This is a genomic window from Algoriphagus chordae, from assembly GCF_003254055.1.
GTDB lineage: Bacteria > Bacteroidota > Bacteroidia > Cytophagales > Cyclobacteriaceae > Algoriphagus > Algoriphagus chordae.
On the sequence record NZ_QKZT01000006.1, the window covers coordinates 229,746 to 249,088 of the forward strand.

Sequence of the window (19,343 nt, forward strand, 5' to 3'; positions counted from 1 at the left end):
GTCTCTCCATGAGATCATCTTTAGAGAAGATGTTTTAAATCCAATATTTGCATGTTGATTACCAGTTGTTTACTTGTTTTTATATCCAGTAGAATAGTGACAACTTAGATACTAAAACTGCATTCTAGAGCATACAAAATGAACCAGTTTATGCACCCTAGAAGATACAATTTTGCCCCTCGACAAGACCTTACAGTTCAACCGATCAACTAACAACTAGCAACTAATACCCAATAACCAACAACTAAAGCCCAACCTACCTCTTCTCCTCCCAAGGCATATAGATCACTTTTTTGGTTTCAAAAAATTCCTCTTTGAAGTAATCTTCCAAATGGTAGACCACATAAGACTTATCTAATTCCTCCATTTCTTCATCGACCTCTCCACCTTTCAGGTAAAGAATGCCATTGGGGTACTCGTTGATATCTTCTTTGCGGATCTTGTTTTTCACCCAAGGGTAAAAAGTAGACATTCGAGTCACTGCTCGACTGATTACAAAGTCATATTTGCGAACTAATTCTTCGGCTCTTGCTTGCTGCGCTTCCACGTTGGTCAATTTCAATTGCTTCACCACGTCTTTGACCACCGTGATCTTTTTTCCAATAGAATCCACCAGATGAAAATGTGTCTCGGGAAACATAATAGCCAATGGAATCCCTGGGAATCCGCCACCAGTACCGATATCCAAAATCTTAGTGTCGGGCACAAAAGGCATCACTTTCACTATGCCAAGGGAGTGCAGTACATGGTGCAAGTAGAAATGCTCCATGTCCTTGCGAGAAATCACATTGATTTTGGAGTTCCAATCATCGTAGATTTCCTGAAGCTGATCAAACTGTGCAAGCTGTGCTTCGGAAAGCTCCGGGAAATAAGACTGGATAAGCTGAGTTCCTGAATTCATCAAATGTGTTTTTGTTTGCCAGCGGCAATTTCGTAAAGTAATTCTCTGGAGCGATGCAATTGTGCCTTCACCGTACCTAGTGGCTTGTCCAGTTCTTTGGCGATTTCATCATAAGAGAGTTCATCAAAGTAGCGTAGTTGAACCAGTTTTCTGTATTTCGCTGGAAGCTTGTCCACAAATATCCGAACCATCTCGATCCGCTGCGTACGGATGAACTCATCCTGAGGGTTGTTGTCATCATCTTCTACATCAATAGTCACAGAGTTTCCTCCGTCATCAGACATAGTGGTGTTCAAACTCATGGTCTTGAGTTTTTTCTTTCGGATGAAATCAATGGTGTTATTGGTGGCAATTCGAAAAAGCCAGGTCGAAAAGGTATAATCCTTTTTAAATCGGTGTAGATTTTTAAATGCTTTGGCGAAAGCCTCCATGGTAAGATCCTCTGCATCGTCAGCATCTCGGATCATTTTCAAGATCATGTAATAAACCGCCTTTTTGTAGCGCTTCATCAAGGAGGCATAGGCTTGCTGATCCTCGTGCTTTACTGCTTGATCGATCAGCTCAAAGTCTTCGAGAGCTTTCTTAGAAAAACCGCGTTCGTTTATTTCCATTGAATGTCTTTTGCCTGGTGGGATATTGTCCCTAAAATCCAAAAGTAACCTAAATACAAGAAATCGAGCATCCAGATGTTTTTCGGTGGTTTAGTTCCTTGGATCTTTTTCTCTGCAGCTTTGAAAATAACCGTAAGGAGAATAGATCTCAAAAGAATAATACCGAAAACAATGGAAAATTGTTCCCAGCTTTGGGCTAAACCCAAATAAATAAGCAAAGCAATCCCCCCAATCCAGAATAATGCATGAGAAAAGGAGTATAATCCAATCTTTCTCTTGTCACTGCCTCGATAGTACTTTCCTACGTGCAGGTGTCTTTTTTTCTGAATTAGGTATTCCTTCCGTGTTTCTTTTGGCTTGGAGATGGTGGTTGCTTCGGGGTCTAGTACGATAGCGGTATTTTGGCCACTGGCATACTGATTTAAGAACAGGTCATCATCTCCACCTTCAATGTGCCAAAGCCCTTTAAAAGCTTTTGCATTCATGAAAAAGTCTTTGCGGTAGCATAGATTTCTACCAATTCCCATAAAGGGTTTTTTCCACAGGCCAAAAGAGATATAGTATAAGGCCGTCAGTAAGGTCTCAAATTGAATCCAGTTGTTTAAAAAGCCTGGCTTATGTTCGTATCCCGAAAACCCAACAGCAAATGTTTTCCCCTGATTTCTCACTGGAGCGGTCATTTTTCTGATCCATTGATTGGTTTCGGGCAAGCAATCTGCATCTGTTAGCAGCATCACATCATGTTTTGCTACCTTGATCCCAAGGGTAAGTGCATACTTCTTGGCGGTGCAATGTGGAGGAGTGTACTTGATGGTGACAGAGCGAAGTTTGGGGAAACTCTCCATCATTTTCTCCAAAAGTCGCTTGGTTCTATCCGATGATCTGTCATTGACAATCATGACATCGAAGATAGGGTAATCTTGTTCGAAGAGCTTAGGAATGAGTGTCTTGAGGTTTCCGAATTCATTATGTGCGCAGATTACTACGGTCACTCCTTCTTCATTTCTCGAAGTAGATTGAGGGGTGTTGCCTGAGTAAAAGGCTGTCTTTCCAAAAATAACCAAGAGGTAAATCGCTTGGATTAGTATTCCGATACCGAAGAATAACCAAAATAAAAATAGGCTCATAGGTCGTTTTTGCTGAGCAAATATAAAATCAAATTCAGCAAACCATTTAAGAATAAGCGTATATTTTTGTAGGCTGAACGAGACAATCTGTAGAAAGCCTCTACAGCAACCCATTAGCGACATGAAGTTTACCTTATCCCATCAAGATCCCAAGAGCAAAGCCAGAGCAGGTGTAGTAAAAACCGATCATGGTGACATTCAAACTCCCATCTTTATGCCAGTAGGCACAGCAGGTTCTGTGAAAGCGGTACATCAGCGGGAATTGGATCAGGATATCAAGGCTCAAATCATCCTTGGAAATACTTATCATTTGTATTTAAGGCCAGGACTTGATGTGCTGGAAAAAGCTGGGGGTCTTCATAAATTTAACGGCTGGGAGAAACCCATCTTGACAGATAGTGGAGGATATCAAGTTTTTTCACTTTCAGGAACGCGCAAAATCAAAGAAGATGGGGTGATGTTCAAGTCTCATATTGATGGTTCCAAGCATCATTTCACGCCTGAAAATGTCATGGATATACAGCGGACAATCGGTGCTGATATTATTATGGCCTTTGATGAGTGTACCCCTTATCCCTGTGAGTATGGCTATGCGCGAAATTCCATGGAGATGACCCATCGCTGGCTGACTAGATGCATTGATCGATTTGATGCGACAGAAGGAAAGTATGGTTACAATCAGACACTTTTTCCCATCGTTCAAGGATCAGTTTATAAGGATTTGCGTAAGCAAAGTGCAGAATTCATTGCATCGACCAACCAGCAAGGAAATGCGATTGGTGGACTCTCGGTAGGCGAGCCTGCCGAAATGATGTATGAGATGACTGAATTGGTGACAGATATTTTGCCACAAGACAAGCCTCGCTACTTGATGGGAGTAGGGACTCCAGCGAATATCCTGGAATGCATCGCACTTGGCGTGGACATGTTTGACTGTGTGATGCCTACCCGAAATGCCCGAAACGGCATGTTATTCACTTCTGAGGGATTTATCAATATTCGAAATGAAAAGTGGAAGGATGATTTTACGAGCATTGATCCTGCCATAGGCGGCTACGTGAGTACCTTTTACAGTAAAGCATATTTACGCCATTTGACTGTCAGCAAGGAGATATTGGCTGCGCAAATTGCCAGTATTCATAATTTGAGCTTTTACCTATGGTTGGTTGGCCAGGCTAGGGAGCATATCCTTGCAGGTGATTTTGCCGTTTGGAAAGATCAAATGGTGAAAAAAGTGAGCACCAGACTTTAATATGAAGATACTCGACAAACTCATCATCAAGGATTTCCTGAAGACCTATTTTTTCGTAGTGGTCATGTTGATTCTGGTGGTTTTGGTTTTGGATTTCACAGAGAAAAATGACACTTACATGAGGAATGAAGTGCCCTCTGGTGAAATATTCAAATACATGATAAATTATGGTCTGTATTTGAATAACCTGCTGACGCCTATCACTGTCTTTATTTCGGTGATTTTTATCACTTCCAAAATGGCGGGCAGAACGGAGATTATCGCCATACTAAGTAGCGGTGTGAGTTTTATGAGGCTGCTTAGACCTTTTCTCTTTGCGGCCAGCATGATCGGAGGAGCAAGCTTCCTGTTGAATGGCTGGATTTTACCAGGTGCAACTGCCGGAGTGACGGAATTTAGGGTCACTTATTTGGATAAAGAAAAGACTTCTTCAGAATCAAATCTCCACCTTAAAGTTGGGGCAAACTCCTATGCCTATATCAGTCGGTTTTTCACGACAGGCAATACCGGCTATAACTTCACCTTGGAGACTATTAAAGACGGAGAATTATTGGCTAAACTTTCCTCAGATAGAATAGAATGGGATACTGCCAAACGTGTTTGGACGCTCCACAATTGGAGGCTACGTGAATTGAAAGAACGAGAAGAAATTTATACGGTAGGAGAACATCTTGATACGACGCTGAGCATTAGGCCGGAGGATTTTGATTTGCCCGAAAAACATCATGAGACTTTAAAACTCCCGGAACTTGGGAGACAGATTAAAATTTTGGAAGAGCGGGGAGCAGATAATGTGGGATTCTACAAAATTGAACGCTATGTGCGATTTATGTCACCTTTTGCGGCGATTATTCTGACATTTATAGGGGTGATTATGTCTGCACGGAAAACCCGAGGAGGCTCAGGCTTTCAGATTGCAATGGGCTTTTTGCTCGCCTTCGTGTATATCATCTTATTTATTCTTTCTAGGACTTTCGCCGAGAACGGTGCGGAATATCCGATTTTTGCTGTCTGGCTACCTAATATTATTTTTGGTTTGACAGGTCTATTGCTTTACAAAACCGTTCCACGCTAGATGAACGCTACGCTCAAAGATTACCTGATGCTTCATTTGATAGTACTCATTTGGGGATTCACGGCTATACTGGGTTTATTGATCAGTTTGCCAGCGATTGAGTTGGTATTCTATAGAACCTTAATAGCCGCAGTCGGAATCGCTGGGCTTTTCCTGCTCAAAAAGAAAAATCTATTGATGCCTTTCCCTGCCATGATCAAAGTCATTGGGATTGGGTTTGTGATCGCCTTGCACTGGATTTTGTTTTTTTGGTCAGCGCGGGTTTCTACAGCTTCTGTATGCCTAGCTGGGATGGCAACCACATCGCTTTGGACAGCTTTCGTGGAGCCTATCTTCAATCGCACCAAAATCAAATGGTATGAAGTCGGCTTGGGCTTAATGGTGATTTGCGGCCTTTTGGTAATATTCAGTTTTGAGTCAGGCTATTGGCTTGGATTAAGCATGGCATTGGCATCCTCTTTTTTGGCAGCAGTTTTCTCAGTTTTGAATGGAAAACTAGCACACAAGCACAATCCCTATCAGATTACTTTCTATGAGATGGCGGGTGCCTGTTTGTTTTCGCTCCTCTTTATGCCAATCTATGCCAATTTTATGACGGATGAAGGTTTGCAGCTTACTTGGGTTGGCTACGATTGGTTTTGGCTTTTTATCCTTGGAGGGGTTTGCACGGTGTATGCATTTTCTATTTCGGTGGAATTGATGAAGCGACTTTCGGTCTTTTCGATCAATTTGACTATCAATCTTGAGCCAGTGTATGGGATTGTTTTGGCTGTTTTGATTTTTGGGGAAAGCGAAAAAATGACGCCACAGTTTTATTTGGGAACTGGGATTATCCTGGTATCTGTGCTGACCTATCCAGTATTGAACTATCTGAATAAAAGAAGAAAGCCAGTAAGGCCGCTGAGGTGAAAAATCCTATAGGGTTGTAATGTCCTTGAGTGTAGCAAGTGCCTGAGTCAATTCTTCATTAGATATTTCTCCTATTTTCATAATTAATCTATTTTTTGAAATTGATCGGATATGAAAAACCATTAGTTCAGACTCCGTATTCAAGCCGTTATGTTGGGACGGTTCTAAAATCGGATTTCCCTGATAGTTTTTTATTTTGGAGGTTAGGGGAGCAGTAATCACCACCTGGAGAAATTTGTTCATCAGATTTCCGCTTAAGATGACCACGGGCCTTTTACCTGCTTGCTCTGAGCCGATCACTGGGTTCAGATCAGACATCCAGATATCACCCTGCCGCATCTTCGATTTGCTTCAGGTAATCTCTCATGCCTTCTTCTGCTACCATTAGAATGTCATCATCCTGAGCGGCCTTACTATATGACTTAACATATTCAGCTCTTTTCAGATGATCCAGATAAAGATTCAATGCATTTTCTACCAATTTATTTTTTGGTAGAGAAAGCTTTTTAGCATAATCAGCGAGTCGCTGTAACAGGTCGTCAGGTAGTGTGCTAGTGTAAGTTGCCATTGTGATTCATATTTATGATTTACAAATATAAATAACAATTATCTGATATGCTGTTGGTCTAAACTGTTTATTTGTAGTGTTTTATAATTTTACTTCAACGTGGAAATAGCTCTCTTTCCAATCCATTTGACCTGGTTTCTCATCAAACAATCCAAAAACGGATGAGCCTGAACCCGACATAGCCGCGTAATAAGCTCCATTTTCATATAGTTTCTCCTTTATAGCTGCGATCTCAGGGTGATTAGGGAAAATGCTTTTTTCGAAGTCATTCACTAACTCATCTTTCCATCTACTTTTATCCACCAAAATGGCTTCCAGTTTTACTTTTGGCGCAGCTGGTGTCACTCCCGCATAAGCCTCTTTAGTCCCAATATGAATCCCCGGATTGATCAGAACCAAATGAGTTCCTTTCAAATCTAATTCAACTGGCTCCAAAAGCTCGCCTCTTCCTTTGGCGATTTTCGCTGTGTTTTCAATAAAAAACGGGCAGTCAGATCCGAGTTTGGCGGCATATTCTTCGAGGAAGAAATCATCTAAAATCAGATCAAAGAGGTTGTTCATCAGATTTAGCGCAAATGCTGCATCTGCCGAGCCGCCACCCAAACCCGCGCCAATCGGGATGTTTTTGTGCAAATGAATGGAGAGCTGAGGTAAGTTTGGGAAATCTTTCTTGAGAAGTTGGTACGCCTTAAGTATAAGGTTGTCCTTAGGATCTCCAGGGACCTGCAGTCCGCTAGTCGTAAAAGTTGTTTTCTTGTTATCAATGATCATTTCCAATGCATCGCAAAGCGGTATAGGAACCATACAGGTCTCGATGTCGTGGAAACCGTCTTTTCTTTTGGAGGTAATGTGGAGACCTAGATTGATCTTAGCGTTTGGAAATGAAATCATTGAATAAGATGTTTGGTCAAAAATAGAACAAAATCTAAGGGATTTGAAGTTTTAGTCAATTGATAATTCGGTAAAAAATCTAGTATTTTTTGAAGTAAATGTGGTATATCATTTTTCTTATTAAAAAAAAGGGAATAACTTTTGCCTTAAGTTGAAAAAAATTGAAATCAGTACAAAATTTCGAAAATCGAAAATTTAAACAAATCATTTGCTGTGAAATAGGAGTAAATGCAGGGTTTAGGAGTTTATTATTTTGAAAAAATAAATTTTCAATACGTTTTTTAACTGGGATAGTTGAAAAATGTAAAATTAAATATTGTAAGTCTGAAATTTCGGTTTTAAGTTTGTCCTGTACTTCGGCATACAGTCGAAGGGAAGCTCGAAAAATAGTATGTATAAAGTAGTCATTTTGCTAAGCGTAATTATTCTCATTGGATTTTAAATGTGAGGCACTAGACTATTCTTTATAATGAAATAAAAAAAAATCTGAAGTGCCTCACTAACCTGAGGCACTTTTTTTATACCCCCATAAATATGACCCTGAAAAAACACAGTTGGGAAATAAGTGATAATCCTGAGCATCCAGCAGGAATGGCAATGTTGTATGCCACTGGGATGAGCGACAAGAAAATGAAGCAGCCATTTGTAGGGGTAGCCAGTTGTGGTTACGAAAGTAACCCCTGCAATATGCACTTGAACGACTTTGCCGGTCTGATCAAAGAGTCTTCACAAGACCATGATCTGACCGGTTTAGTTTTTAATACCATTGGGATTTCTGATGGAACATCCATGGGTACACTCGGGATGCGCTACTCATTAGTTTCGAGAGAGATTATAGCTGATTCAATTGAGTCTTTTATTCTAGGTCATTCCTTTGATGCCTGTGTAGCTGTAGCTGGTTGTGATAAGAATATGCCAGGAGCGGTCATGGGGATGCTCCGTATCGACAGACCTTCTATTATGGTTTATGGAGGTACTATCGCATCAGGAAATTATAAAGGTGAAAAACTGAATATTGTTTCTGCTTTTGAAGCGTTCGGTAAAAGAGTGAATGGAAATATAAGTGATGAGGATTATGATGGTGTCATCCGAAATGCATGTCCAGGTGCTGGAGCATGTGGTGGTATGTACACTGCAAACACCATGTCTTCGGCTATTGAAGCCTTAGGTATGTCCCTTCCTTATTCCGCCTCAAATCCTGCAAATTCTCCTGAGAAACTTCAGGAATGCCGCGATGTCAATAAGTACATGAGAATTCTCTTAGAAAAAGACATCAAACCTAGTGACATCGTCACCAGAAAAAGTATTGAGAATGCTGTTACAGTAGCAATCGCTTTGGGTGGAAGTACCAATGCTGTAATGCACATCATCGCAATAGCGAGAACTGCAGGTGTTGATTTTACCATACAAGATTTCAAAGCTATCAACGCTAAGACTCCAATGATAGGGGACTTCAAGCCATCTGGCAAATTCATGATGGAGGATCTTCATCAGCAAGGTGGAGTACCTGCATTCATGAAGTATATGTTGCAAAATGGCTTCCTTCATGGGGATTGTTTGACTGTGACGGGAGAAACTGTAGAAGAAAATCTAAAAAATATAGCTCCAGTGACTGTTTCGATGGTGAATGTGATTCATCCATTAGAAACTCCTATCAAAGCTACTGGACACTTGTGCATCCTTGATGGCAATTTGGCACCAGAAGGAGCTGTGGCCAAAATCACGGGTAAAGAAGGCAGTGCCTTTACTGGTCCTGCTCATGTATTTGATTCGGAGCAAGAGGCAAATGATGCGATTCGTGATCATAGAGTAGAAAAAGGCGAAGTGCTCGTCATTAGAAATATAGGTCCAAAAGGAGGTCCTGGTATGCCAGAAATGCTGAAACCTACTTCCATGATTATTGGTGCAGGCTTAGGATCCGATGTGGCCTTGATCACAGATGGAAGATTCTCAGGTGGAACGCACGGATTTGTGGTGGGGCATGTGACTCCTGAAGCATGGTGTGGCGGGCCAATAGGCTTAGTACAGAATGGTGATATCATTACCATAGACGCTGATGGATTGAAACTTTCGGTTGCTGTCTCTGATGAAGAAATGGTGGAGAGAAAGAAATCATGGAAGCAGAAAGATGTTTCTGACTTGCAAGGGACATTGAAGAAGTATAACAAATTAGTATCTACCGCTTCCGAAGGTTGCGTAACAGACAAATTCTAAACCCATGAAGGATTCAATGATAAGAGGAGCTGACATCGTAGTCAGATCACTCATTGCCGAGAATGCGGATATAATCTTCGGTTACCCCGGAGGAGCGATAATGCCCGTTTACGATGCATTGCATGATTACCATGATGAGCTGAGGCATGTGCTGACACGCCATGAGCAGGGAGCAATCCATGCCGCTCAAGGTTATGCTAGAGTATCCGGTAAAGTAGGTGTTTGTATTGCTACCTCAGGTCCTGGGGCAACCAACTTAATCACAGGATTAGCAGATGCTCAAATTGATAGTACTCCTCTGGTGTGCATCACAGGGCAAGTTGCTTCCCATCTTTTGGGTACGGATGCTTTTCAGGAAACTGATGTAGTAGGTATTTCTATGCCTGGGACTAAGTGGAATATCCAGGTTAGAAGAGTGGAGGATATTGCGCCAGCTATTGCAAAAGGCTTTTATATAGCCAAGTCAGGGAGACCAGGGCCAGTATTGATTGATATTACCAAAGATGCACAGACAGACTTTGGAGATTTCAATTACAGTAAATGTCTGGGTTTCCGATCTTACAGAACACATATTCCTATAGAGAAGTCAGCGATTCAAGAAGCTGCATTCTTGATCAATATGGCTAAAAGGCCTTATGTGCTTTTTGGTCAAGGAGTTGTGTTAGGGCAGGCTGAAAATGAGCTAAAAGCATTTTTGGATAAGTCTGGAATTCCTGCTGCCTCTACCTTATTAGGTTCAGGAGCACTCTCAGAGGATCATCCAAATTATGTAGGAAAACTTGGGATGCATGGCAATTATGCGCCAAATTTGCTGACTAATCAATGCGATGTTTTGATTGCAGTAGGAATGAGATTTGATGATCGTGTGACGGGGGATTTGAAACGCTATGCTAAGCAAGCAAAAGTGATTCATCTGGAACTTGATCCAGCAGAAATCAATAAAATTGTAAAGTGTGAGGTAGCTGTATTGGGTAGCTGTAAGGATAGCCTTAGTTTACTTACAGATGCAGTCAATGTAAATGCTTATCCAGATTGGATGTCAAAATTCCAAGAGCTGACAGATGAGGAGAATGCTACAGTAATACAACCAGATCTGAAGCCCACTAAAGCAGGATTGACCATGGGTGAAGTGATTCATCAAATTAATCAATATAAAGCAGATGATGCGATATTGGTCACTGACGTAGGTCAGCACCAAATGATTGCCTGGAGATATTTCAATTATAAGAAGCCTAGAACGCAAGTGACCTCTGGTGGCTTGGGAACGATGGGATTTGCCCTTCCGGCCGCCCTAGGAGCTCAGATGTATGATTTCTCAAGACAGGTAGTTTGTGTAGTAGGTGATGGTGGTATTCAGATGACTATTCAGGAATTGGGTACCATTATGCAGACCAAAGCTCCCGTGAAAATTGTATTGTTGAATAATAATTTTCTTGGAATGGTAAGACAGTGGCAGCAAATGTTCTTTGACAAACGCTACTCATTTACCGAATTGGACAATCCTGATTTTATCAAAATAGCGGAAGCGTATAATATTCGAGCGCAGAAGGTCACCGAGCGTGGAGACTTACAAGAAGCGATTGAGGATATGCTGATCCATGATGGGCCTTATTTCCTCGAAGTGGTAGTGGAGAAAGAAGATAATGTATTTCCAATGATTGCCACTGGTTGTTCAGTGGAAGAGGTTAGACTTAGCTAAACCAACTATGAAATCGAGCATTACTCAGGAAAAACACACTGGAATGATTACCAACTATGCGAGATTCCATATGACCGCTGAAAAACAATTATAAGCAGATGAAACGATATACCATTTTCGTAATCACCGAGAATTTCATCGGTATTCTAAACCGCATCACCATTATTTTTACCCGTAGAGGTATCAATATCGATGCACTTACCGCCTCAGAAAGCCGACTAGAAGGAATTCATAGGATCACTATTGAGGTGACTGCTACGGAAGAATCGGTCATTCAGTTGGTCAATCAGATCGAAAAAATCATCGATGTGATCAAGGCTTTTTACCATGAAGATGATAGCGTAGTCTATCAGGAGATTGCCTTGTACAAAATTCCTGTTTCGAGATTGGACAGTGGACTGGAGAAGATCATTCGCCAGCACAATGCGAAGATCATCGCTGCTGAACCTGATTTTGTGGTCTTGGAACTTTCAGGGCACAAGGAGCAGACGCAGGAATTACTTGAGATTCTAAAAACCTACGGGTTGTTGGAGTTTGCAAGATCGGGCAGGGTAGCTGTCGCAAAAAGAATGTTGACAATTGACAGTTTTGTCAAATAATAATAAACCAAAAAAGGGATTCCAAAGGAACCTATTAAACACTAGTAATAAATATTAAAAGCTCATGAAATTAAAATTCGGCTCAACAGAAGAAAACGTAGTAACTAGGGAAGAATTTCCACTAGAAAAAGCAAGAGAAGTACTCAAGGACGAAGTGATCGCAGTATTAGGATACGGTGTTCAAGGTCCAGGTCAGGCACTTAACTTGAAAGACAACGGATTCAACGTGATTGTAGGTCAGCGTAAAGGCTCCAAGACTTGGGACAAAGCTGTAGCTGATGGCTGGGTTCCTGGACAGACTTTGTTCGAATTGGAAGAAGCTTGTGAAAAAGGCACTATCCTTCAATTCCTACTTTCTGATGCAGGGCAGATTGCTCTTTGGCCAACAGTGAAGAAGCATCTTACACCAGGTAAAGCATTGTATTTCTCTCACGGATTCGGTGTGACTTACAAGGATAAGACTGGCATCATTCCTCCAGCTGACGTAGATGTGATCTTGGTAGCTCCAAAGGGTTCTGGTACTTCTTTGAGAAGAATGTTTGTGGAAGGTAGAGGCTTGAACTCTTCTTATGCAATCTATCAGGATGGAACTGGCAAGGCTTACGATCGTGTGGTTGCGCTTGGTATCGGAGTAGGTTCAGGTTATTTGTTCGAAACAGATTTCTACCGTGAAGTAACCTCCGATTTGACTGGAGAAAGAGGTACCTTGATGGGTGCTATCCAGGGTATTTTTGCAGCTCAGTATGAGGTGTTGAGATCAAATGGTCACACGCCTTCTGAAGCATTCAACGAAACTGTGGAAGAATTGACTCAGTCATTGATGCCATTGGTAGCAGAAAATGGAATGGATTGGATGTATGCCAACTGCTCTACTACTGCACAAAGAGGTGCTTTGGACTGGTGGAAGCCATTCAGAGATGCTACTAAGCCAGTATTCGAAGATTTATATAACTCTGTGAAAACTGGCCAAGAGGCGCAGAAGTCAATTGACTCTAACTCTAAAGAAGATTACAGAGTGAAACTGGAAGCTGAATTGAAAGAATTGAGAGATTCTGAAATGTGGCAGGCAGGTGCTGTCGTTCGTCAATTGAGACCAGAAAATAATTAATACAAAACCCCCAAGAATTATGAGTGAGAAGCTATGGATATTTGACACTACCCTGAGAGATGGGGAGCAAGTACCCGGGTGTCAGCTGAATACCCAGGAGAAAATTGTGGTAGCAAAAGCACTGGAAGAACTAGGTGTGGATATTATCGAAGCGGGCTTTCCGATTTCTAGTCCAGGAGATTTCAATTCTGTTCAGGAGATTTCAAAGGCAGTTTCTAATCCGATTATCTGTGCGCTCTCCAGAGCAGTAGAGAAGGACATCGAAGTAGCAGCTCAATCCCTCAAATTCGCAAAAAAAGGTAGAATTCACACTGGAATTGGTGTTTCTCCTTATCATATTCAATTCAAGCTGCGCTCCACTCCCGAGGATATAATTGCTCGGGGTGTAGCTGCAGTAAAATATGCCAGACGATTTGTTGACGACGTGGAATTTTACGCCGAAGATGCAGGGAGAGCTGAACCAGATTTCTTGAACAGGATCATTGAAGAAGTGATCAAAGCAGGGGCTTCCGTTGTTAATATTCCTGATACGACAGGTTATTGTCTTCCGGAGCAATACGGAGCCATTATCGCTAGTCTGAGAAATAATGTTCCGAATATCGACAAAGCTATCATTGCTACTCACTGTCACAATGACCTTGGTATGGCTACGGCCAATACAGTATCCGGTGTACAACATGGAGCTCGTCAGGTAGAAGTGACTATCAACGGTATTGGCGAAAGAGCTGGAAATACCTCTTTGGAAGAAGTGGTCATGGCGATCAAATGCCATAAATCAATCGACGTCCATACCGAAATCGTTACTCCTAGAATCTACAATACAAGTAGATTGGTTTCCAAATTGATGAATATGCCTGTGCAACCTAACAAGGCGATTGTAGGTAGAAATGCATTTGCGCACTCATCAGGAATTCACCAAGATGGTGTATTGAAGCACAGAGAAAATTACGAGATCATCGACCCGAAAGAAGTAGGCGTTGGTGAGTCAACCATCGTATTGACCGCTAGATCTGGAAGAGCTGCCTTGAAGCACCACTTGGATGCCTTGGGAGCAGAATTGGAAGGAGACGCACTTCGTGAGGTTTATGAGGAATTCTTGATCCTTGCTGACAAAAAGAGAGATATAGGAAGAAAAGATCTTTTGGGATTGGTTGGCAAATACGTAGAAGACACCAATTTCATCGAACTAGGTAAGGTTAGTTATTCTTCCAATGGAACTATCGAAGCCAAAGTGTCTTTGAAAATTGGGAACGAATCTCATACCTGTACCGCTCATGGCAATGGTCCTGTGGACGCTGTCCTGAAGGCGATTGAAAAAAGTGCCAAGCCAGCAGTAGAATTAGAAGAATTTCTGATTCAAGCCATCACCCATGGCTCTGATGATGTGGCCAAAGTTCACATGAGATTAATCAAAGGAGACAAGCCATATTATGGTTTTGCTTCTCATACTGACATCGTTTTGGCATCAGCTCAGGCTTTTGTCGACGCACTCAATAAAATACCGGTCAAAGAATATGTGACCGCATAATTATGGAAAAGACAACATTATTTGATAAAATCTGGGATGCTCACGTTGTGAAATCCGTTCCGGCTGGACCTGATGTATTCTTCATCGATAAGCATTTTATCCATGAAGTGACTTCTCCAGTGGCTTTCCTTAATCTGGAAAAGCGTGGAATCGGAGTAAAAAACCCAAGCAGAACAGTAGCTACACCTGATCACAACGTACCTACGGTAGATCAGGACAAAACTATAAAAGACAAGCTTTCCCGCATGCAGGTGGAGAGACTTCGTGAGAACTGTGCCAAATACGGCATTGAACTTCACGATTTAGGATCTGCTCATCATGGGATTGTACACGTGATCGGACCAGAACTAGGCATCACCCAGCCTGGTATGACGATCGTATGTGGCGATAGCCATACTTCTACTCATGGTGCCTTCGGAGCTATTGCTTTCGGTATCGGGACATCTGAAGTAGAAATGGTACTCGCTACACAGTGTATCATGCAGTCCAAAGCCAAGAAAATGAGAATCACCATAGATGGAGTAGCTGGACCAGGCGTGACATCTAAAGATTTGATTCTCTATGTAATCGCTCAGATTTCAGCAGCTGGTGCTACAGGATACTTTGTAGAATATGCTGGATCTGCGATCCGAAGCCTTTCTATGGAAGCAAGAATGACTGTGTGTAACATGTCTATTGAGATGGGTGCACGTGGTGGTTTGATCGCTCCTGATGAGACTACTTTCGAATACTTGAAAGGAAAAGACTACGCTCCAAAAGGCGAAGACTGGGACAAAGCAGTGGCTCATTGGAAAACGCTGAAAACTGACGATGGTGCTGTTTTCGACAAGGAATATCACTTCGATGCTGCAGATATCGAACCGATGATTACCTATGGTACCAATCCAGGTATGGGTATCAAAGTGAAAGGGAATATCCCAACTACCGAAGGAATGGAAGGGAGTAACAAAACTTCTTACCTGAAATCTTTAGCCTACATGGGCTTTGAGCCAGGAGAAGCCATCAAAGGTAAAAAAGTTGATTTTGTCTTTGTGGGATCCTGTACCAATGGTAGAATTGAAGATATCAGATCTGTAGCGGAATATGTAAAAGGCCATAAAAAAGCTGACAACATCACCGCTTGGATCGTACCAGGTTCTCGTGAAGTTGAAAAAATGGCACATGAGGAAGGATTGGTGAAAATCTTGGAAGAAGCTGGATTCGAACTTCGTCAGCCAGGCTGTTCAGCTTGCCTAGCGATGAACGATGACAAGATTCCTTCCGGGAAATATGCCGTCTCAACGTCTAACAGAAACTTTGAAGGTCGTCAAGGACCAGGAGCTAGAACGATGCTCGCATCTCCATTGACCGTAGCAGCCGTAGCCATTGCTGGCGAAATTTGCGACCCAAGAGAAGTGTTTCAAAATTAAAAATACGAAGTCAGAAATGGGAAGTACGGGTTTGAATCGGTAAGTAAGGTTTAGGTACCGTTCAAATCTTTCAATTTTCCAATCTTCCAATCTTTCAATTAATAAAAAATGGCTTACGATAAATTTACTGTTCTCACGAGCACTGCGGTTCCTTTACCGACAGACAATGTGGATACAGATCAGATCATCCCAGCGCGATTCCTGAAGGCTACTGAGCGTGAAGGTTTCGGCGACAATCTTTTCCGTGACTGGAGATATGATGTAGAAGGTAATCCGAAAAAGGATTTTGTGTTGAACGATCCCACTTACAGCGGTAAAATTTTGGTTTCAGGTAGGAATTTCGGTTCTGGATCTAGCCGAGAGCACGCAGTTTGGGCATTGTATGATTACGGATTCAGATGTGTAGTTTCTAGCTTTTTCGCAGATATCTTCAAAAATAACTGCTTGAATATCGGAGTATTGCCAGTGACGGTGTCTCCAGAATTCTCAGATAAATTGATGGAAACTATCACAGCAAATCCTGCTGCCACCATCACAGTTGATATTCCTGCTCAGAAGATCACCTTGGATTCCACAGGGGAATCCGAATCTTTTGACATCAATGAATACAAGAAAGACAATATGCAAAATGGCTTCGATGATATCGACTACTTGTTGAGTATGTCTGACGAAATCGATGCTTTTGCAGCAGATAAATAAGTGAAAATGATCGCAGGGAAGCGCATTGAAATAATGGATACAACACTGAGGGATGGTGAACAGACCTCCAGTGTTTCCTTTTTGCCTTCTGAAAAGCTGCAAATCGCCAAACTTCTGCTGGATGAATTGAAGGTAGATCGTATAGAGGTGGCTTCAGCAAGAGTTTCAGATGGGGAATTGGCAGGAGTGCAGAAAATCACCCATTGGGCTGCCGAGAAAGGCTACCTTGATAGGGTGGAGGTTTTGGGTTTTGTAGATACTCCCGCTTCGGTAAATTGGCTGTTAGAGGCTGGTGCCAAAGTGATGAATCTCCTAACTAAAGGCTCACTGAATCACCTAGTTCATCAACTCAAAAAAACGCAAGAAGAGCATTTCGAAGATATTCGAAACTGCATTGCTTTTGCTCAGCAAAATGATATTGCTGTCAATGTTTACTTAGAAGATTGGTCTAATGGCATGCGTAATTCGCAAGAATATACGCTAGCTCTGATTGATTTTCTGACTACGCTACCAGTGAAGAGAATCATGCTCCCAGATACCTTGGGGCTACTTTCTCCAGAAGAGACCAAAGCTTTCTTCATTCAGATCTCGACGAGATTTCCAGATACACATTTTGATTTTCATGCCCACAATGATTATGACCTTTCCATCGCCAATGTGATGGAAGCGATCATGCATGGTGCCTCTGGAATTCATACCACTGTAAATGGCCTGGGAGAAAGAGCAGGGAATGCACCACTAGAATCAGTAGTGGCAGTCATCAAGGATTTCACCGAGTTGGAAATCAATGTGAAGGAGCAGAAAATCTACCGCGTAAGTAAGCTGGTAGAGCAATTCTCTGGTCAGCATATCCCGGCAAATAAGCCTGTGGTAGGTGAAAATGTCTTTACTCAGACTGCTGGAATTCATGCAGACGGTGATAATAAGAAAAATCTTTATTTCAACGATCTACTTCCTGAGCGCTTTGGGCGACAGCGGAAATATGCCCTAGGCAAAACTTCTGGTAAAGCTAATATCCTCAAGAATTTGGAAGAGTTGGGGATTTCTTTGGAAAAGGATGAGCTCACCAAAGTGACTCAACGCATCATCGAATTGGGAGATAAAAAGGAGAGAGTAACGACGGAAGATTTGCCTTATATCATTTCTGATGTGTTGCAGAATAATTCCATTTCCAAAAATATCTTTATCGAAGGCTACCACATGACACATTCTCATGGTCTGAAACCTTCTGTGCAACTACGCTTAAACATTTACGGCAAATCGTATGACGCCCATGCTTCTGGCGATGGGCAATATGATGCATTCATGAGAGCGGTAAAAGAAATTTATAAATCTAGAAAGAGACAACTTCCCAAGTTGATCGACTACCATGTTTCTATTCCTCCGGGAGGAAAAACAGATGCTTTTGTAGAGACGGTAGTGACCTGGGATTATGGTAAAATATTTAAAACGAAAGGGCTTGATCCCGATCAAACAGTGGCTGCGATGATGGCCACGGAGAAAATGCTGAACATCGTCGAATCATTCAATCAAACACCAACGAAAGAAGAATCCAAATTTTATGGAAATGAATATCGCGCTGTTGCCGGGTGACGGCATCGGACCTGAAGTAATCGACCAGGCTGTGAAAGTAGTGAAAGCTATAGGCCAGAAATTCGGACACAAAATCACATTTAAAGAGGCAATAGTAGGTGCTGCCGCAATTGATGCCACTGGCGAGCCTTATCCAGATGCTACGCATGAAATCGCTGCAGCTTCGGATGCGGTACTTTTCGGTGCTATCGGTGATCCTAAATACGATAATGACCCTAAAGCTAAGGTTCGTCCTGAACAAGGATTGTTGCTGATGCGTCAAAAATTAGGCTTGTTCGCCAATGTTCGTCCTACTTTTACTTTCCCTTCTTTGGTGCATAAGTCTCCTTTGAAGTTGGATCGTGTGGATGGCGTTGACTTCGTGTTTTTCAGAGAATTGACAGGTGGGATTTACTTCGGCGAGCCAAGAGGAAGAAATGAGCAAGGCACCAAAGCCTTTGACACTAATGTATACAGCAAGCATGAGATTGTACGCTTAGCGAGAATGGGTTTTGAAGCTGCGCAGAAAAGAAGAAAATTGCTGACTTGCGTAGATAAAGCTAATGTGATGGCCACCTCCAGACTTTGGAGAGAAACCGTACAGGAATTGGCTCCGGAATATCCAGATGTGAAAGTAGAATATGAATTCGTAGATGCTGTGGCGATGCGATTGATCCAGTGGCCAAAGGCTTATGATGTTTTGATTACCGAAAATCTATTCGGAGATATCTTGACTGACGAGGCTTCTGTAATCTCAGGTTCAATGGGCTTGATGCCATCTGCGTCCCTAGGGACTTCTATCAAATTGTTCGAACCAATTCACGGATCTTATCCTCAGGCAGCTGGAAAAGACATAGCCAATCCTTTGGCAACAGTTCTTTCTGCAGCGATGATGTTTGATTATGCATTTGACTTGAAGGAAGAATCGAAGATGATTTCTGATGTAGTAAATCAATCACTTGAAGAAGGATATGTAACTGAAGATATCGCCGATGGCGGAAAATCTTACAAAACTTCTGAAGTTGGCGACTGGCTTGCTGCTAAGATTTTAGCTTAGGATAAAAGAGCTTAAAAAATAAAAAACCACCTTGCGAGAGGTGGTTTTTTTGGTTACTTCTTATCGTCATGAATTGATAACAAAGGGCAAACTTGATAAAGTAATGGTTTTGTTATCTTTGATC

General features: G+C 42.0%; 18 protein-coding genes. 12 read left to right on the forward strand and 6 right to left on the reverse strand.

From position 1 onward, the window contains the following. Positions 1-256: 256 nt before the first annotated feature. From rsmG to LV85_RS08695, 3 genes are read right to left on the reverse strand one after another with little or no spacing between them, the layout of a single operon-like run. On the reverse strand, positions 257-901 hold the full coding sequence (rsmG, locus tag LV85_RS08685) for a 16S rRNA (guanine(527)-N(7))-methyltransferase RsmG (protein WP_111318358.1): 645 nt from the start codon (positions 899-901) through the stop codon (positions 257-259). After that, on the reverse strand, positions 901-1,512 hold the full coding sequence (locus LV85_RS08690) for an RNA polymerase sigma factor (protein ID WP_111318360.1): 612 nt from the start codon (positions 1,510-1,512) through the stop codon (positions 901-903). The genes rsmG and LV85_RS08690 overlap by 1 nt, the downstream gene beginning before the upstream one ends. Next, on the reverse strand, positions 1,503-2,639 hold the full coding sequence (locus tag LV85_RS08695) for a glycosyltransferase (protein WP_111318456.1): 1,137 nt from the start codon (positions 2,637-2,639) through the stop codon (positions 1,503-1,505). The genes LV85_RS08690 and LV85_RS08695 overlap by 10 nt, the downstream gene beginning before the upstream one ends. Positions 2,640-2,760: 121 nt before the next feature. Between LV85_RS08695 and tgt the strand changes: the two genes are divergently transcribed. From tgt to LV85_RS08710, 3 genes are read left to right on the forward strand one after another with little or no spacing between them, the layout of a single operon-like run. Then, positions 2,761-3,891 carry a tRNA guanosine(34) transglycosylase Tgt gene (gene tgt / locus LV85_RS08700; protein WP_111318362.1) on the forward strand — a complete coding sequence of 377 codons (1,131 nt, stop codon included), beginning with the start codon at positions 2,761-2,763 and terminating at the stop codon, positions 3,889-3,891. A 1-nt stretch (position 3,892) separates the two neighbouring features. Continuing rightward, the gene (locus LV85_RS08705) at positions 3,893-4,966 is read left to right on the forward strand and encodes an LptF/LptG family permease (protein WP_111318364.1); all 1,074 of its coding nucleotides are present in this window, start codon (positions 3,893-3,895) and stop codon (positions 4,964-4,966) included. Next, positions 4,967-5,875: a DMT family transporter gene (locus tag LV85_RS08710; RefSeq protein WP_111318366.1), complete on the forward strand. Its 909-nt coding sequence runs from the start codon at positions 4,967-4,969 to the stop codon at positions 5,873-5,875. It begins immediately after the preceding gene. Positions 5,876-5,881: 6 nt separating this feature from the next. Here LV85_RS08710 and LV85_RS08715 read toward each other — a convergent pair whose 3' ends face one another. From LV85_RS08715 to ispE, 3 genes are all read right to left on the reverse strand, one after another. Further along, positions 5,882-6,214, reverse strand: a complete 333-nt coding sequence (locus LV85_RS08715) for a type II toxin-antitoxin system PemK/MazF family toxin (protein ID WP_111318368.1) — start codon at positions 6,212-6,214, stop codon at positions 5,882-5,884. Continuing rightward, positions 6,201-6,443, reverse strand: a complete 243-nt coding sequence (locus LV85_RS08720) for a ribbon-helix-helix domain-containing protein (RefSeq protein ID WP_111318370.1) — start codon at positions 6,441-6,443, stop codon at positions 6,201-6,203. The genes LV85_RS08715 and LV85_RS08720 overlap by 14 nt, the downstream gene beginning before the upstream one ends. Before the next feature lie 81 nt (positions 6,444-6,524). Then, positions 6,525-7,334 carry a 4-(cytidine 5'-diphospho)-2-C-methyl-D-erythritol kinase gene (gene ispE / locus LV85_RS08725; RefSeq protein WP_111318372.1) on the reverse strand — a complete coding sequence of 270 codons (810 nt, stop codon included), beginning with the start codon at positions 7,332-7,334 and terminating at the stop codon, positions 6,525-6,527. A gap of 534 nt (positions 7,335-7,868) precedes the next feature. Here ispE and ilvD point away from each other — a divergent pair. The 9 genes from ilvD (at position 7,869) to leuB (ending at position 19,219) form a co-directional block, all read left to right on the forward strand. Then, a complete protein-coding gene (ilvD, locus tag LV85_RS08730) occupies positions 7,869-9,548 on the forward strand; it encodes a dihydroxy-acid dehydratase (RefSeq protein WP_111318374.1) in 1,680 nt (559 codons plus the stop codon). A gap of 4 nt (positions 9,549-9,552) precedes the next feature. Next, positions 9,553-11,247, forward strand: coding sequence for a biosynthetic-type acetolactate synthase large subunit (gene ilvB, locus LV85_RS08735; RefSeq protein ID WP_245942223.1), 1,695 nt, complete (start codon positions 9,553-9,555; stop codon positions 11,245-11,247). A 98-nt stretch (positions 11,248-11,345) separates the two neighbouring features. Then, entirely contained in the window at positions 11,346-11,846 is a 501-nt protein-coding gene (ilvN, locus tag LV85_RS08740; protein WP_111318376.1) for an acetolactate synthase small subunit, read from the forward strand. Between the two features lie 64 nt (positions 11,847-11,910). Then, entirely contained in the window at positions 11,911-12,954 is a 1,044-nt protein-coding gene (gene ilvC, locus LV85_RS08745) for a ketol-acid reductoisomerase (protein WP_111318378.1), read from the forward strand. Positions 12,955-12,973: 19 nt separating this feature from the next. Further along, on the forward strand, positions 12,974-14,482 hold the full coding sequence (locus LV85_RS08750) for a 2-isopropylmalate synthase (RefSeq protein WP_111318380.1): 1,509 nt from the start codon (positions 12,974-12,976) through the stop codon (positions 14,480-14,482). Positions 14,483-14,484: 2 nt separating this feature from the next. After that, complete coding sequence (gene leuC, locus LV85_RS08755) at positions 14,485-15,891, forward strand: 3-isopropylmalate dehydratase large subunit (protein ID WP_111318382.1); 1,407 nt, start codon at positions 14,485-14,487, stop codon at positions 15,889-15,891. 108 nt (positions 15,892-15,999) lie between these two features. After that, positions 16,000-16,590, forward strand: a complete 591-nt coding sequence (leuD, locus tag LV85_RS08760) for a 3-isopropylmalate dehydratase small subunit (RefSeq protein WP_111318384.1) — start codon at positions 16,000-16,002, stop codon at positions 16,588-16,590. A gap of 6 nt (positions 16,591-16,596) precedes the next feature. Then, positions 16,597-18,183, forward strand: coding sequence for an alpha-isopropylmalate synthase regulatory domain-containing protein (locus LV85_RS08765; protein ID WP_111318386.1), 1,587 nt, complete (start codon positions 16,597-16,599; stop codon positions 18,181-18,183). Beyond that, positions 18,152-19,219, forward strand: coding sequence for a 3-isopropylmalate dehydrogenase (gene leuB, locus LV85_RS08770; protein WP_111318388.1), 1,068 nt, complete (start codon positions 18,152-18,154; stop codon positions 19,217-19,219). Before LV85_RS08765 ends, leuB begins: the two co-directional genes overlap by 32 nt. Positions 19,220-19,343: the final 124 nt, after the last annotated feature.

Excerpts from the sequence above, each read along its gene's own strand:
- rsmG (WP_111318358.1), bottom strand. The coding sequence starts at position 901 with ATGAATTCAGGAACTCAGCTTATCCAGTCTTATTTCCCGGAGCTTTCC.
- LV85_RS08690 (WP_111318360.1), bottom strand. The coding sequence starts at position 1,512 with ATGGAAATAAACGAACGCGGTTTTTCTAAGAAAGCTCTCGAAGACTTT.
- LV85_RS08695 (WP_111318456.1), bottom strand. The coding sequence starts at position 2,639 with ATGAGCCTATTTTTATTTTGGTTATTCTTCGGTATCGGAATACTAATC.
- tgt (WP_111318362.1), top strand. The coding sequence starts at position 2,761 with ATGAAGTTTACCTTATCCCATCAAGATCCCAAGAGCAAAGCCAGAGCA.
- LV85_RS08705 (WP_111318364.1), top strand. The coding sequence starts at position 3,893 with ATGAAGATACTCGACAAACTCATCATCAAGGATTTCCTGAAGACCTAT.
- LV85_RS08710 (WP_111318366.1), top strand. The coding sequence starts at position 4,967 with ATGAACGCTACGCTCAAAGATTACCTGATGCTTCATTTGATAGTACTC.
- LV85_RS08715 (WP_111318368.1), bottom strand. The coding sequence starts at position 6,214 with ATGCGGCAGGGTGATATCTGGATGTCTGATCTGAACCCAGTGATCGGC.
- LV85_RS08720 (WP_111318370.1), bottom strand. The coding sequence starts at position 6,443 with ATGGCAACTTACACTAGCACACTACCTGACGACCTGTTACAGCGACTC.
- ispE (WP_111318372.1), bottom strand. The coding sequence starts at position 7,334 with ATGATTTCATTTCCAAACGCTAAGATCAATCTAGGTCTCCACATTACC.
- ilvD (WP_111318374.1), top strand. The coding sequence starts at position 7,869 with ATGACCCTGAAAAAACACAGTTGGGAAATAAGTGATAATCCTGAGCAT.
- ilvB (WP_245942223.1), top strand. The coding sequence starts at position 9,553 with ATGAAGGATTCAATGATAAGAGGAGCTGACATCGTAGTCAGATCACTC.
- ilvN (WP_111318376.1), top strand. The coding sequence starts at position 11,346 with ATGAAACGATATACCATTTTCGTAATCACCGAGAATTTCATCGGTATT.
- ilvC (WP_111318378.1), top strand. The coding sequence starts at position 11,911 with ATGAAATTAAAATTCGGCTCAACAGAAGAAAACGTAGTAACTAGGGAA.
- LV85_RS08750 (WP_111318380.1), top strand. The coding sequence starts at position 12,974 with ATGAGTGAGAAGCTATGGATATTTGACACTACCCTGAGAGATGGGGAG.
- leuC (WP_111318382.1), top strand. The coding sequence starts at position 14,485 with ATGGAAAAGACAACATTATTTGATAAAATCTGGGATGCTCACGTTGTG.
- leuD (WP_111318384.1), top strand. The coding sequence starts at position 16,000 with ATGGCTTACGATAAATTTACTGTTCTCACGAGCACTGCGGTTCCTTTA.
- LV85_RS08765 (WP_111318386.1), top strand. The coding sequence starts at position 16,597 with ATGATCGCAGGGAAGCGCATTGAAATAATGGATACAACACTGAGGGAT.
- leuB (WP_111318388.1), top strand. The coding sequence starts at position 18,152 with ATGGAAATGAATATCGCGCTGTTGCCGGGTGACGGCATCGGACCTGAA.